A 14,247-nucleotide genomic window follows, 5' to 3' on the forward strand; every position below is an offset into this window, starting at 1 on the left:
AGTGAAAAATATATTCTTTTTTGCAACAGAGATTTTCTAGGAGGAAAATAGAATGAATTCAAAATATGTAATCGGAGTAGATATCGGAACAACAAGTGCAAAATCTGTTCTTTATGCCGTAGATGGAACAGTTATCGCAAATCATGGAATTGAATATCCCTTATTTTCTCCAACACCTGAAACGGCTGTACAGGATCCGGAAGAAATATTTCAGGCCGTTATCAATACAGTCAAAAATATCATGCAGAAAAGTCATATTGACCCGGCGAATATTCTCTGTGTTTCCTTTAGTTCTGCCATGCATAGTTTAATTGCAGTTGACCAGGAAGGAAAGCCATTAACAGAATGTATAACTTGGGCTGATAATCGAAGCTCTGACTGGGTCGAAAAAATTAAAACAGAAATGAATGGGCACGAAATTTATCTTCGTACGGGAACACCGCTTCATCCAATGACCCCATTAGCGAAGTTAGTTTGGCTGCGTAATGACTATACTGAGCTTTTTACCAAGAGTTCAAAATTTATTTCTATTAAAGAATATATTTTATATAAGCTGTTTGGAAAATATGTTATCGATTACTCCATTGCGTCTGGAACAGGCTTGTTTAATATCTATACATTAACATGGGACGCGGAAGCGCTTAATGTTGCAGGGGTAACAGCGGATAAACTTTCGGAGCCTGTCCCGACTACCTATCAATTAAATGGGATGAACGCGGGATACGCCAAAGAGATGAACCTGCTTCCGACGACACCATTCGTTGTTGGCGCCGGGGATGGACCGTTATCGAATCTAGGAGTCGATGCCATTGAGCCAGGAGTCGTTGCGGTGACAATTGGCACAAGTGGAGCTATTCGGGCTGTAACGGATCGGCCGATGACTGACCCTAAGGGAAGAATTTTTTGCTATGCCTTAACAGAAAATCATTGGGTCATTGGCGGCCCTGTCAATAATGGCGGAATGATTTTCCGCTGGGCTCGCGATCAGCTGGGTGATGCGGAGGTTGCGACAGCGAAACGTTTGGGAAAAGACCCCTATGAGGTGTTGACAGAAATTGCCGACCGGGTAACGCCTGGTGCTGATGGATTATTATTTCATCCCTATTTAGCTGGGGAAAGAGCACCATTGTGGAACTCAAATGCCAGAGGATCATTTTTTGGCCTTGGTATGCATCATAAAAAAGAACATTTAATCCGCGCCGTGCTTGAAGGAGTCATTTTTAACCTTTATACCGTTCTTTTGGCGTTGTCGGAATTAATGGGAGAGCCGAAAAAGATTCAGGCTACCGGGGGGTTCGCCAGATCTGAGCTATGGCGGCAGATGATGGCTGATATCTTTAACCAGGATGTATCGATTCCGGAGAGCTTTGAAAGCTCTTGTTTAGGGGCAGCAATTTTGGGGCTTTACAGTATGGGCGAAATTGATTCATTAAATGCAGTTTCGGAAATGGTCGGCGCGACCTACCATCATACACCAAATAGCGAGAATGTATCGATTTATGAAGATTTAACGCCAATTTATATCCGTCTATCACGGATTTTGCAGGAAGAGTATGAAAATATTGCCGCATTCCAGAAGAAATGGGTGTAAAAGGCTTTTTTGGGGTTGAAGACTGTCCTTCATCGAATGATGAAGGACAATTTTTTTGAGCTATTAAAGAGATTTAGTCTTCATTGAGGGGATGAAGACCATTTTCATAGATGTGAGGAAGAGATTTGGTTATCATCGAGGGGATGAAGACCATTTTCATGGATGAGTGGAAGAGATTTGGTCTTCATCGAAGGAATGAAGGCCATTTTCAAGGATAAGAGGAAGAGATTTGGTTTTCATCGAATGAATGAAGACCATTTTCATAGATGTGAGGAAGAGATTTGGTTATCATCAAGGGAATAAAGACCATTTCCATGGATAAGAGGAAGAGATATGGTCTTCATCGAATGATGAAGGACAATTTTTTTGAGCTATGAAAGAGATTTAGTCTTTATTGAGGGAATGAAGACCATTTTCATAGATGTGAGGAAGAGATTTGGTTATCATCAAGGGAATAAAGACCATTTTCATGGATAAGAGGAAGAGATTTGGTTATCATCAAGGGAATGAAGACCATTTCCATGGATAGCAGGAAGAGATTTGGTCTTCATCGAAGGAATGAAGACCATTTTCATAGATGTGAGGAAGAGATTTGATTATCATCAAGGGAATGAAGACCATTTTCATGGATAAGAGGAAGAGATTTGGTTTTCATCGAGGGGATGAAGACCATTTTCATAGATGTGAGGAAGAGATTTGGTTTTCATCAAGGGAATGAAGACCATTTTCATAGATGTGAGGAAGAGATTTGGTTATCATCGAGGGGATGAAGACCATTTTCATGGATGTGAGGAAGAGATTTGGTTATCATCGAATGATGAAGGACAATTTTTTTGAGCTATGAAAGAGATTTAGTCTTCATCAAGGGAATGAAGACCATTTTCATAGATGTGAGGAAGAGATTTAGTTATCATCAAGGGAATGAAGACCATTTCCATGGATAAGAGGAAGAGATTTGGTCTTCATCGAATGATGAAGGACAATTTTTTTGAGCTATGAAAGAGATTTAGTCTTCATTGAGGGAATGAAGACCATTTTCATAGATGTGAGGAAGAGATTTGGTTTTCATCGAGGGAATGAAGACCATTTTCAAGGATAAGAGGAAGAGATTTGGTTTTCATCGAAGGAATGAAGACCATTTTCATGGATGAGAGGAAGAGATTTGGTCTTCATCGATGGAATGAAGACCATTTTCATAGATGTGAGGAAGAGATTTGGTTATTCATCAAGGGGATGAAGACCATTTTCATAGATAAGAGGAAGAGATTTGGTTTTCATCAAGGGAATGAAAACCATTTCCATGGATAAGAGAAAGAGATTTGCTATTGGATAACAATTATTTATTTTTTATAAATTCAAAAAGTGTTCATTTTTTGTGGGTTATTTTACAATGTATAAAGTATTCACCAATGTTAAAATTTGAATGTAACCGGATTCAAAGAGTTTCAGATTCATTCATGTTACTAACTTCAAGGGAGAGATTGTTTTGAAGACAGATGTTCAGATTGCTCAGGAAGCACAAATGAAGAAGATTCATGAGATTGCAGATTACCTTGGAATTCATGAACACGAATTAGAACCATACGGAAGATATAAAGCGAAGGTTTCATTAGAAGTCTTAAAGAGACTAGAGAACAAACCAAATGGCAAGCTTATACTTGTTACAGCCATTAATCCAACCCCAGCCGGAGAGGGAAAAACGACGATAAATGTTGGACTTTCAATGGCATTAAATAAGATTGGGAAGAAAACAATCACCGCATTAAGAGAACCATCGCTCGGACCATGCTTCGGCATAAAAGGCGGTGCAGCAGGCGGGGGCTATGCCCAAGTCGTGCCAATGGATGACATTAATCTGCACTTTACCGGAGATTTCCATGCGATTACTTCTGCACATAATTTACTGGCAGCACTGTTAGATAACCATATACATCAAGGAAACGCGCTTAACATCGATCCAAAGAGAATAGTTTGGAAAAGGGTTCTCGACATGAATGACCGGGCTCTCAGAAATATCATTATCGGTCTTGGCGGTAAAGCAGACGGCTTTGTTAGACAAAGCGGCTTTGATATTACGGTAGCATCAGAAATAATGGCTATACTATGTTTATCAACCAGTTTATCAGACCTGAAAGAACGACTTTCCAAAATGGTCGTAGCCTATGCCACTGATGGAAAGGCTATTACTGCGGGAGAATTACAAGCAACCGGAGCAATGGCGTTATTATTGAAAGATGCTATTATGCCCAACCTAGTGCAAACCCTTGAAAATACTCCTGCGTTCATCCATGGGGGACCTTTCGCAAATATAGCCCATGGATGTAACTCGGTTATGGCGACAACCATTGCTTTAAAACTAGCGGAATATGTCGTAACCGAAGCCGGATTTGGAGCCGATCTTGGTGCGGAGAAATTTTTTGATATTAAGTGTAGATTTGCCGGTCTAAAACCGGATGCTGCCGTGATTGTTGCGACCATTCGTGCGCTTAAGATGAACGGCGGTGTTCCTAAGAATGAACTTGGCTTTGAAAACCTTCCTGGACTTGAAGCAGGAATTGCGAATCTCGAAAGACATCTTGAAAATGTTGAGAAATTTGGTGTTCCTGCAGTTGTTGCGATCAATAAATTCCCAACAGATACAGATGCAGAGATTGAGCTGTTACGAGAAAAATGTGCCACAAAGGGTGTAGAAGTTGTTCTAGCTGAAGTCTTTACAAAGGGCGGCGAAGGCGGAATTGAATTAGCCCATAAAGTAGTAGAAATTTGTGAAACTAAAGAAGCACATTATGCCCCCCTTTATGATGTTGATGGAACCATCGAGGAAAAAATCACTACGGTTGCAACAGAAATCTACCGTGCCGGAAGAGTGGAATTCACTTCTGCTGCTAAAAAACAGATTGATGAAATCGCAGCTCTTGGTCTAGATAAGATGCCAATTTGTATGGCAAAAACACAGTATTCATTCTCTGACAACCCGGGACTATTAGGTGCGCCAACCGGATTTACTTTAACAGTCAGAGAGGTGAAGGTTTCTGCAGGTGCCGGATTTATTGTGGCACTGACCGGCGACATTATGACAATGCCAGGTCTCCCAAAGACTCCGGCGGCGAATGGAATGGATATTACAGAAGATGGAGAGATTATTGGTCTTTCTTAAATGGAGGAGTTTTAATGGGTATAAGACTTAATGGAAAGCCAGTCGTTCAGTTTTTAAGGGAACATATTAAATCACGTGTTGGTGAATTAAGAAAGAACCATATTTTTCCCACGCTTTTATTGATTCGACTTGGAGAACGTGAGGATGATATTTTCTATGAAAAAAGTATTTTAAAGAATTGTGAACTTCTAGGAATTAAGGGAACAGTTAAACAACTTCCTTCTTCGATATCAATGGATCAACTTAAAAAGGTTTTCGTGGAGGCCAATAACAATCCTTCTATTCATGGAATCATGATTTTCAGACCTCTTCCGGATCACCTGGATTTGAATATCATTCGTAATTTAATTGACCCTATCAAAGATATTGATGGCATGTCCCCAGTAAACCTTGAAAAGGTCTTTGAAGGCAATTCCACTGGGTTCGCACCATGCACATCAAAAGCAGTGATGGAAATATTGAAATATTATGATATTCCTCTAAATGGAGCAAATGTTGTTGTAGCAGGCAGAAGTCTTGTTGTCGGTAAGCCGCTTGCCATGCTTTTCTTAGATGAAAATGCTACAGTGTCAATCTGTCATTCGAGGACAAAAGAGATGCCGTCTCTCACATCTAAGGCAGATATTGTCGTTGCGGCCATTGGTAAAGCTAAGTTTATGACCGGAGAATATTTTAGTGAAAATTCGATTGTTGTCGATGTAGGTGTTAACGATGATGGCACTGGAAAAATTTGCGGGGATGTCGATTTTGATTCCGTTTTGGAAAAAGTCAAAGCGATTACACCGGCAACAGGGGGAGTCGGAATTATCACGACGACAATTTTGTTGGATCATGTGGTGCAGGCATGTGAAAGATTAACTGGTATTTAAATAAATTAAACGTAGAAGCAGACTCTTTTATTCTGCCTTCTTTTGGAGATTTTTACATATAGGGGGAATTCCTTTGTTAGAAAAAAGCTGCAATGATTTTATCGAGGAGCTTTCATCAAAATCACCCGTGCCGGGTGGAGGCGGTGCTTCAGCATATGTAGGAGCACTTGGAATGGCATTGGGGAGTATGGTCGGAAACCTTACCATTGGGAAAAAGAAATATAAGGATGTTGAAGAGGATATCATCGAACTTTTGAATAAATCAGAAGTGATAATTGGTCAACTGAAAGCTTTAGTTCAGAAGGATGCCGAAGTATTTTACCCGTTGTCACAGGCCTATGGCTTACCTACAGCAACAGAAGAGGAAAAGAACTATAAGGAGTCCGTTTTGCAGGAAGCTCTTATTGAAGCATCAAGGATACCGCTTGAGATTGCAAAAAACTGCTTAGAAGCAATCTTATTACATGAAGAATATGCAAAAAAAGGTACTAGGATTGCTATTAGTGATGTCGGTGTGGGGGTTGCATTTTGTAAGGCGGCACTTCAAGGGGCAAAGCTCAATGTATTGATTAATACGAAAATCATGAAGGATCAGGAGCTGAAAAATAAGATTGAAAATGAACTTTTTGAAATTGAGAGAGTTGGATTAGCTAAGGCGGATCAAATCTATCAGGAAGTTGAAAAGTTGTTGAGTTGAATTGTGGAGGCTGGAATTTTCCGGTCTTCTTTTTTTGGAAGTTATAATAACGGATATTTTCCAGGTTGATGAAGTTATTTTCTAGTTTTATCAAAATACTCCCCGCTTTAGTCTATTTATTTTCCCCTTTTGTAATAATACTTTCCACTTTCTCAGCCTATAACCAAAGTCCAAGTTCGTAATTTTGTCATGATTAATAAAATCTTGAGGTTAAAAATCAATGTAGAATAAAAAGGGAAAATAGTTTTTGAAAGGTCTGGTCTCATGAAAATAGTAATGTTCTATATGATAAGTCTGTTGGTAATCATCATCGCAGGTTGCGGGGGAACAAAAGACTTTCAAGTTAAGCTTTCAACACCTAATACCTTTACGGAGGGAAAGATCTTTCCGATGCAAATTAAAATTACAGATCAAAAGGGAAGTCCGGTCAAGGGAGCTCATGTTACGGCAGAATTAAATATGAAAACCATGGACCATGGAACAATCCCTGTAACGGTTGAGGAAGCCGAGGACGGGAAGTATATTGGCCTAAGTAATTTAGCCATGAATGGGGATTGGATTGCCACCATAAAAGTGGAGAGAAACGGAAAATCTGTTGAAGAGGAAAAGGAATTTTCAGTCGAGGCTGCTACAAAGGAAAATGTCCATAGGGTAACAAAACAGGTCTCCCTGCCAGATTTTAATCTAAAAGACCAAAACGGAAACCAAATCACAAAAAAGGACTTTTTAGGGAAAACTGTGGTATTGACCTTTACGTATGTCAAATGTGCAGATCCTACTGCTTGCCCAGTATTATTGGCGAATTTTCACCATTTACAAGAAGACCTTAAAACAAGGGGGATAGATACAGACAAAATTCTGCTCGTATCCGTCTCTGTTGACCCAGAAAATGACACTCCACAAGCGATGAAAGAACATGCAAAAGAAATGAACTTTGACATGACCTATTTTAAAATGTTGACTGGAAAAATGAGTGAAATCAATAAAGTAGCCAATACCCTCGGTGAGCATTTTAAAAAACATGGTAATGTTGTCATGCATGACAATAAAACGTTTATTTTTAACCCTAATGGGGAATTAACGCACGAATTTAGCGGGAGCATGATAGATAGGGAAGAATTATTTCAAGTAGTAGCTAAAAATAAATAATCTAAAAAAATGCCAGGCACCATGTGAAGTTTTCACATATGCTTGGCACTTATTTTTTAATTACCGTTAGGCTTTACGAGCCCATGTTTTTTAATATGATATTGTAAGCTTTGTCTCGTGATTCCAAGTGTTTTGGCTGCTTTAGAGATATTCCAATCCACTTCGTCCAGTGTCTTTTGGATGTAGTGTTCCTGTGAGTTCGAAAAAATCGATTTAAAAGGATTCTTTTTTAACTCTTTTTGCTTTTCTACTTTTATCGAAGGTGCTGTTAATATTTTTTTCTTCATATAGGCTGGAAGGTGGTCGGTTCCAATCTCCTCATCATTTTCATTGGCTCGTATGATTAAATTTTCGATTAAATGCTCCAATTCCCTTGTGTTACCGGGCCAATGATATTGAAGCAACATCGAATGCAATGCATTTGAGAGATGAGGTACCTCTTTATTAAATTTCCTCTTATATTTTTCAATGAAAAACTGAATGAAAAAGTGAATATCTTCTGTTCGCTCGCGCAGTGGAGTAATAAAGAGACTTGTGTGTGCAAGCCTGTAAAACAAATCAAGACGCATCCTGCCGTCGTCGATTAATTTTTCCGGATCTTCGTTGGAGGCACTAATTACCGTGCATTCTACAGGTGTTACCTCATTGGACCCAACCCTGCGAACTAATCGCTCCTGAAGAACACGAATTAATTTAGATTGTAGGGTCATGGGCATCGAGTTAATTTCATCTAGAAAAAGTGTGCCGTTTTTGGCATATTCAAAAAGTCCAATTTGGTTTGATGCTCCTGTAAAGGCTCCCTTGACGGTTCCAAATAATGTACTTTCTAATAGCGTTTCCGGGATAGCAGCACAGTTTATCGCAACAAAGGGACTTTCCGCTCTTGGACTGTGATTATGCAAACTTTGTGCAAATAGTTCTTTACCAGTTCCTGTTTCCCCAACGATTAACACATCGGTATTATGGACTGCAATGTTCTCCGCTTCCTGAATTAAGTTTTTCAGCGCCATACTCTTGCCCTTAATATCATTAAAGGCAAAAGTTGTTCCATTTTTATTGGGCCGATCATTGGCGTCGGAATTGACAATTTGCCTTCTCATTTCAATCGTTTGATGGAGCTGATTTTTAAGATGGGATTCATTTGTACTAATCGAAAATACAGCGACCGTTTCCCCGTCTTGTTGGATTGGGTACGTACTATAATTTACATATTTAGGTACTCCATTAACCGTGGAGTGTGCTCGATACCGGGAGAATATAGGTTTACCAGTTTTAAAAGTATGTTTATGCTCTGAATACTGCGGGTTATAATTATAGGCCTCCCAAAGATGTTTTCCAAGAATTTCTCTGCTGTCCAAACCTTCTAACTTTTCCTGCGCATTGTTATAGAGCACAATCTTCCCATCCCTATCACTCATCATTACGCCTTCGTTCAGAGATTCTATAATTTTTTCAAGGCAGTATACCCTAGCTTCCTGATTGGTTAAAAGATTAGTTGTATCTTTTATACATAAAATCAAATATTCCGCGTTACTTGAGAATTTTTTAACCTCTATTGCCAGCTTCTTTTCGTTTATGGTCACTTGAAAGATTTGATTCTCTTCTAAAGGTTCCTGGTTACATGGCAGAAAAAGAAAGATATCCATCCCAACCGTGAGATTCAATTGAAGGTCATCTTTCACATCATAAAATAAAATTTCATTATGATCGTCTAAAACAATAACTCCATCTACAAAACTTCTAATCAGTGAACTGATTGATGCTGGATTCATTAAAAAGCCCTCCTTTATACACACCCATTTCAGAATATATTATTTATAAGGAAAAGTTAAAACAGTCTGCATGCAAAAAACATCTGCATAATAGAAAGTTTGATTTTACAAGAATGGAAACTTAATTACTTTAGTGCTTTATTAGGTTATTGCAAAAAATATCTGCGTTTTTTTAAACTATTTTTTAAAAGTAAAGGTTATTAAAAAAAATTTCAACCTCTATAATTTCACACTTTTCTGAAAAAGTAAAGAAGATGGCAGGACTATGGCATATTTCTTGCAATAAATAGAATGAGGAATTTTACTAGATTTTATTTTTAAAAGAAAGTGAGTGGTGTGCAGTGAAAAAACGCAGTTTTATTCTTTCCGGTTTGTTAGTGATCTCATTGTTGGTAACAGGCTGTGCAAGCAATCAATCGTCGGGTACCACATCAAGTAAGGATGCAATTAAAATCGGCTGGGTAGGTCCTTTGACAGGTCCGACATCAACAGATGGTACACTTAGCCGGAATGCCGCACAACTTGCCATTGAACAATTTAACAAAGATGGCGGTGTGGATGGTAAAAAGGTCGAGCTTGTTGCGGAAGATGATCAAGGAAAACCGGAGGAAGCATTAAAAGCCGTACAGAAGCTGATAAATAGTGATAAGGTTTCGGGAATCGTTGGCGGTGGTTACAGCGGTCCGATGAAAACGGTTACACCAAAGATTCAATCTGCTAAGGTTCCGATGGTTGTGGCCTATGCAGTTCATCCAGATATCACAAAAGGCGGCCATTATGTAAATCGTGTCATTTACACGGCAGATGTTCAAGGAAAGGCAATGGCTGATTATGCGGTTAATGATCTGAAAAAGAAAAACATTGCCGTTATGTATGTAGATATTGATTATGGAATCTCCATCTATAATGCCTTTAAAACCGAAGCCAAAAAACTTGGAGCTAATATCGTGATTGAGAAACCATTTAAAATGGGGGATAAAGATTTTAGCTCTGTTTTAACTGCTGTGAAAGAGTCGAAACCAGATGCTTTATATGTTGTTGGCTACTATAATGAGGCAGCAGGAATCGTTACACAATCGAAGGAATTAGGGATTAATGCACAGTTTTTAGGAGTAGATGGTTTTGATTCACCTAAATTCCTGGAATTGGGTAAGGAAAATACACAAGGTGCAACCTTTACTACCTCGTTCTTTGCAACAGATACAAGGGAGGCAGTTCAAAACTTTGTTAAGGCATGGCATGACAAATATAAAGATAGTGAACCAGATATGCTCTCATCCCAAAGCTTTGATGCAACGGAAGTTATATTAGAAGCCATGAAAAAGGCTGGAACAGATCGAGAAAAATTAGCTAAAGCAATTAACGAAACAAAAGATTTTGAAGGAACTTCAGGGAAAATTTCTTTTGATGCCCAACATGAAGTAGTAAAACCGGTCATCTTTATGACAGTGAAGGATGGAAAATTCCAATACGTAAAATCTTTGAATTACTAAGGTTCATTTGGACTTGAGCGGGATGAGGAGGCCTTGGGTCTCCTCTTTGCTTTTGATATAAGAAAAATCGAAAGGAATGAGGTAAAAATGTTAGCACAACAGCTTGTAAACGGGTTTGCAATAGGTTTTGTCTATATCCTTGTCTCTGTTGGCTTGACGATGGTGTATGGAGTACTGAAACTATTGCATTTTGCACATGGCGTTATTTATATGGTCGGCGCCTTTGCTGCCATGATTGGAATTATGTATCTTCATTTACCGTTTTTGGTCGCTTTAATTTTTGCGATGGTCGTTTCCGCAATCCTCGGGATGGCAATTGAACGCTTCGCTTATCGTCCACTTAGAGGTGGGCACCCAATTACAACATTAATTAGCGGTGTAGGTGTAGCGATCTTTCTCGAGAATTTATTTCAAGTTATTTTTTCTTCCGATACACAGCCGTTTCCAGAAACAGGGACAACCAATACCATCTATCATCTCAGTCAATCAGTCTCGCTTACGAATTATAAATTTTATATAATCCTAGCCGGTGTCATTGGACTCGGACTTCTATTCGCCTTCTTAAAATTTACGAAAATGGGCTTAGCAATTCAAGCAGTAGCACAGGATATGCGCGCAGCATCTTTAATGGGGGTAAATTCCAATCGTGTTGTTTCGGTGACGTTTATGCTTGGGTCTGCTCTTGCAGCAGCTGCCGGTGTATTAGTTGCTTTAAATTACAATTCTTTATTTCCAAGCATGGGCTCGATTCCTGGTCTAAAAGCATTTTGTGTTGTGGTACTTGGAGGATTAGGATCCATCGGCGGCACGATTATCGGTGGATTAATCCTTGGCCTGGTAGAAACGATGAGCGATGGATATTTGTCTGGAATGGTGATTGATAAAGATGCGATAGCCTTTGTTATTTTAATTTTTATCCTATTAATTAAACCGTCCGGATTGTTTGGGAAAAAAGTCGAGAAAGTGTAGGTGAGGGTGATGGATGCAATATTTAATCCTTATTATGTTGACATTATTGTTTTCTTAATTATCTATATCGTACTTGGTTTAGGACTGAATTTGATTACCGGTTACGCAGGTCAAGTATCACTTGGACACGCTGCCTTTTTTGGAATTGGTGCCTATTCCTCAGCAATCCTGTCTACGAAAGCTGATTTAAATCCGTGGCTAGCGATTCTCTTTGCCATTGTAATTACTGTTATTATTAGCGCAATTTTAGGATTACCATCTCTCAGGGTCCGTGAAGATTTTCTTGCAATCACCACACTGGGAATGGGTTTAATTATCCAGTCCTTTTTTAAAAATGCCAGCATTACCGGTGGGGCTTTCGGGATTGATATGATACCTACTCTCTCTCTGTTTGGGATGAAGCTTGAGAATGTGAGTTATTTGGTACTTCTTTTGATTGTCATGCTGATAGGGATCTATGTAGTCAGGAAAATGACTCAGTCCCGAATCGGGCGAGCCTGGATGGTTATTCGTGAAGATGATGTTGTCGCCCAATCAATGGGAATCAACACCACCTATTACAAGGTATTGGTGTTTGCAATCGGCGGCGCATATGCCGGTGCGGCAGGTGCTTTCTTTGCTCATAAAGTTACTTACATTAGCTCGGACTCTTTCGGTTTTTCGATTTCCGCGACAATCTTGAGCATGGTGGTAATCGGTGGCCTAGGCAGTATTCGTGGCACATTATTTGGTGTAAGTGTACTTTATTTATTACCTGAGTTGTTCCGCCTATTCCAATTCACTTTTATCGATATGAAATATCTCGATATGTATAAAATGATGCTTTATGGCTTGCTGATGGTTGTAATGATGCGTTACCGTCCAAATGGAATTTTTGGTAAACAAGGTGCGAAAAAGGTATTAGTCAAATCTCTTCGTAAAAGGAAATCAGCAAAGGGCGGTGAACATGTTGCTTAAGATAGAAGGAATCACTAAACGATTCGGTGGTTTAGTTGCAGTAAGCGATGTAAGTCTTCAGGTAAAGCAAGGAGAAATATTTGGACTAATCGGTCCGAATGGTGCAGGGAAAACAACATTTTTTAACATGTTAACAGGGATCTATAAACCAAATGAAGGGAAAATTCTTTTTGAAAATCAACCGGTTCAAGGATTAAAGCCATTTCGAATTGCGAAATTAGGAATTTCCCGCACTTTTCAGAATATCCGTTTGTTAAAAGAGGAAACTGTCCTCGAAAATGTTATGGTCGGGATGTTTGGAAAGACGCATTCAGGACTCTGGTCTGCCATTTTGGGCTTACGTTCTGCAAAAAATGAAGAAGAGATCGTTAGGGAAGATAGCCGAAAAATTTTAGAGCTTGTTGGTTTAAAAGGATTTGAAAATGAGCTCGCTAACAGTCTTTCTTATGGAAATCAGCGGAGGGTCGAAATAGCACGTGCATTGGTTTCGAAGCCAAAACTGCTCCTTCTCGATGAGCCGACAGCAGGAATGAACGATGAAGAAACAGACGAAATTGGCAAGCTTATTTTTAAAATTAGAGAAAATGGTACAACGGTTATCTTGATTGAACATAATGTTGGCTGGGTCATGGGTCTTTGTGATCAAATTGCCGTTTTTGATCACGGTGAAAAAATTGCCGATGACGTACCGGAAGTGATTATAACAAATCCTGAGGTAATCGAGGCATATATCGGTAAAGAAGATGTGGAAAGGGAGAACGAATATGCTGCAAATTCATAATCTCAATGTGTCCTACGGAAGCATCCACGCTGTAAGAAATCTTTCCCTGGAGGTACAAAAAGGAGAGGCAGTGGCCCTAATTGGGGCAAATGGAGCTGGGAAAACAACCACCGTTAATGCGCTTTCCGGTGTCATTTCTTCAAAAGGTTCGATTCAATATGAGGGGAAAGAGATTAATGGGATGGCTCCACACAAAGTCGTAAAAGAAGGAATTATTATGGTACCGGAGGGCAGGCGGATTTTTCCAAAGTTATCGGTGGTTAATAACCTAATTATGGGAGCGTATGCGAGAAAGGTATCAAAAAAAGAATTGCATCAGGAAATTGAGAAGATTTATGAATTATTTCCCCGTTTGGAAGAGAGGCGCCAGCAAATGGCTGGTACATTGAGCGGCGGGGAACAGCAAATGTTGGCCATCGGCCGCGCACTAATGGCTAAGCCAAAGCTGCTTATATTAGATGAACCTTCGATGGGCTTGGCGCCTATTGTCGTAAAAAGTATTTTTTCAACGGTAAATAAAATTAAGCAAGAAGGATTAACGATTCTTTTAATTGAACAGAATGCATCAATGGCCCTATCGGTAGCGGACCGTGGATATATCTTGGAGAATGGAGAAATTCATTTACAGGATACGGCCAAAAATCTACGTGAAAAAGATGTAGTTAAAAAAGCATATCTAGGGTAATCAAGAAGCAGGAGTTTCTGTGAAAACTTTGACAGAACTACTTGAATACATGAAAAATCCATAAGGCAAGCAAAGTTAAATCTGCATGCAAATTTCATCTGCAGACCAGAGAATAGAACCGTTTACA

Annotated in this window: 12 protein-coding genes; 11 read left to right on the forward strand and 1 reads right to left on the reverse strand. The window is 39.3% G+C overall.

Annotated elements, in window-relative coordinates; translation table 11 throughout:
- Positions 1–52 precede the first annotated feature (52 nt).
- The 6 genes from gntK to RCG21_RS11765 all read left to right on the forward strand — a co-directional run bounded on the left by gntK (position 53) and on the right by RCG21_RS11765 (position 7,463).
- The gene (gene gntK, locus RCG21_RS11740; RefSeq protein ID WP_133332399.1) at positions 53–1,591 is read left to right on the forward strand and encodes a gluconokinase; all 1,539 of its coding nucleotides are present in this window, start codon (positions 53–55) and stop codon (positions 1,589–1,591) included.
- 1,110 nt (positions 1,592–2,701) lie between these two features.
- Complete coding sequence (locus tag RCG21_RS11745; protein WP_133332398.1) at positions 2,702–2,899, forward strand: hypothetical protein; 198 nt, start codon at positions 2,702–2,704, stop codon at positions 2,897–2,899.
- A gap of 178 nt (positions 2,900–3,077) precedes the next feature.
- On the forward strand, positions 3,078–4,748 hold the full coding sequence (locus tag RCG21_RS11750; protein WP_133332397.1) for a formate--tetrahydrofolate ligase: 1,671 nt from the start codon (positions 3,078–3,080) through the stop codon (positions 4,746–4,748).
- A gap of 14 nt (positions 4,749–4,762) precedes the next feature.
- Positions 4,763–5,617 (forward strand): bifunctional 5,10-methylenetetrahydrofolate dehydrogenase/5,10-methenyltetrahydrofolate cyclohydrolase, encoded by an 855-nt coding sequence (locus RCG21_RS11755; RefSeq protein ID WP_308913181.1) that lies wholly within the window; start codon positions 4,763–4,765, stop codon positions 5,615–5,617.
- A gap of 73 nt (positions 5,618–5,690) precedes the next feature.
- Complete coding sequence (locus tag RCG21_RS11760; protein WP_133332395.1) at positions 5,691–6,314, forward strand: cyclodeaminase/cyclohydrolase family protein; 624 nt, start codon at positions 5,691–5,693, stop codon at positions 6,312–6,314.
- A gap of 264 nt (positions 6,315–6,578) precedes the next feature.
- On the forward strand, positions 6,579–7,463 hold the full coding sequence (locus RCG21_RS11765) for a FixH family protein (protein ID WP_133332394.1): 885 nt from the start codon (positions 6,579–6,581) through the stop codon (positions 7,461–7,463).
- Between the two features lie 56 nt (positions 7,464–7,519).
- Here the strand turns inward: RCG21_RS11765 and RCG21_RS11770 are convergent, their stop codons facing one another.
- The gene (locus RCG21_RS11770; RefSeq protein WP_133332393.1) at positions 7,520–9,235 is read right to left on the reverse strand and encodes a sigma-54 interaction domain-containing protein; all 1,716 of its coding nucleotides are present in this window, start codon (positions 9,233–9,235) and stop codon (positions 7,520–7,522) included.
- Positions 9,236–9,576: 341 nt separating this feature from the next.
- Between RCG21_RS11770 and RCG21_RS11775 the strand changes: the two genes are divergently transcribed.
- The 5 genes from RCG21_RS11775 to RCG21_RS11795 all read left to right on the forward strand — a co-directional run bounded on the left by RCG21_RS11775 (position 9,577) and on the right by RCG21_RS11795 (position 14,120).
- The gene (locus RCG21_RS11775; RefSeq protein WP_133332392.1) at positions 9,577–10,728 is read left to right on the forward strand and encodes an ABC transporter substrate-binding protein; all 1,152 of its coding nucleotides are present in this window, start codon (positions 9,577–9,579) and stop codon (positions 10,726–10,728) included.
- A gap of 87 nt (positions 10,729–10,815) precedes the next feature.
- Positions 10,816–11,697: a branched-chain amino acid ABC transporter permease gene (locus tag RCG21_RS11780; RefSeq protein WP_026574941.1), complete on the forward strand. Its 882-nt coding sequence runs from the start codon at positions 10,816–10,818 to the stop codon at positions 11,695–11,697.
- Positions 11,698–11,706: 9 nt separating this feature from the next.
- The gene (locus RCG21_RS11785; RefSeq protein WP_308913182.1) at positions 11,707–12,654 is read left to right on the forward strand and encodes a branched-chain amino acid ABC transporter permease; all 948 of its coding nucleotides are present in this window, start codon (positions 11,707–11,709) and stop codon (positions 12,652–12,654) included.
- Positions 12,644–13,435, forward strand: coding sequence for an ABC transporter ATP-binding protein (locus RCG21_RS11790; RefSeq protein WP_165976139.1), 792 nt, complete (start codon positions 12,644–12,646; stop codon positions 13,433–13,435). Before RCG21_RS11785 ends, RCG21_RS11790 begins: the two co-directional genes overlap by 11 nt.
- Entirely contained in the window at positions 13,419–14,120 is a 702-nt protein-coding gene (locus tag RCG21_RS11795; protein ID WP_133332390.1) for an ABC transporter ATP-binding protein, read from the forward strand. Before RCG21_RS11790 ends, RCG21_RS11795 begins: the two co-directional genes overlap by 17 nt.
- Positions 14,121–14,247 lie beyond the last annotated feature (127 nt).

It is taken from the genome of Bacillus salipaludis (assembly GCF_030938565.1).
Lineage (GTDB): Bacteria > Bacillota > Bacilli > Bacillales > Cytobacillaceae > Neobacillus > Neobacillus salipaludis_A.

What these genes read in the sequence shown, in the direction of transcription:
- RCG21_RS11755 (WP_308913181.1), top strand. Translation starts at nt 4,763, where the DNA reads ATGGGTATAAGACTTAATGGAAAGCCAGTCGTTCAGTTTTTAAGGGAA.
- RCG21_RS11780 (WP_026574941.1), top strand. Translation starts at nt 10,816, where the DNA reads ATGTTAGCACAACAGCTTGTAAACGGGTTTGCAATAGGTTTTGTCTAT.
- gntK (WP_133332399.1), top strand. Translation starts at nt 53, where the DNA reads ATGAATTCAAAATATGTAATCGGAGTAGATATCGGAACAACAAGTGCA.
- RCG21_RS11790 (WP_165976139.1), top strand. Translation starts at nt 12,644, where the DNA reads ATGTTGCTTAAGATAGAAGGAATCACTAAACGATTCGGTGGTTTAGTT.
- RCG21_RS11770 (WP_133332393.1), bottom strand. Translation starts at nt 9,235, where the DNA reads ATGAATCCAGCATCAATCAGTTCACTGATTAGAAGTTTTGTAGATGGA.
- RCG21_RS11795 (WP_133332390.1), top strand. Translation starts at nt 13,419, where the DNA reads ATGCTGCAAATTCATAATCTCAATGTGTCCTACGGAAGCATCCACGCT.
- RCG21_RS11765 (WP_133332394.1), top strand. Translation starts at nt 6,579, where the DNA reads ATGAAAATAGTAATGTTCTATATGATAAGTCTGTTGGTAATCATCATC.
- RCG21_RS11785 (WP_308913182.1), top strand. Translation starts at nt 11,707, where the DNA reads ATGGATGCAATATTTAATCCTTATTATGTTGACATTATTGTTTTCTTA.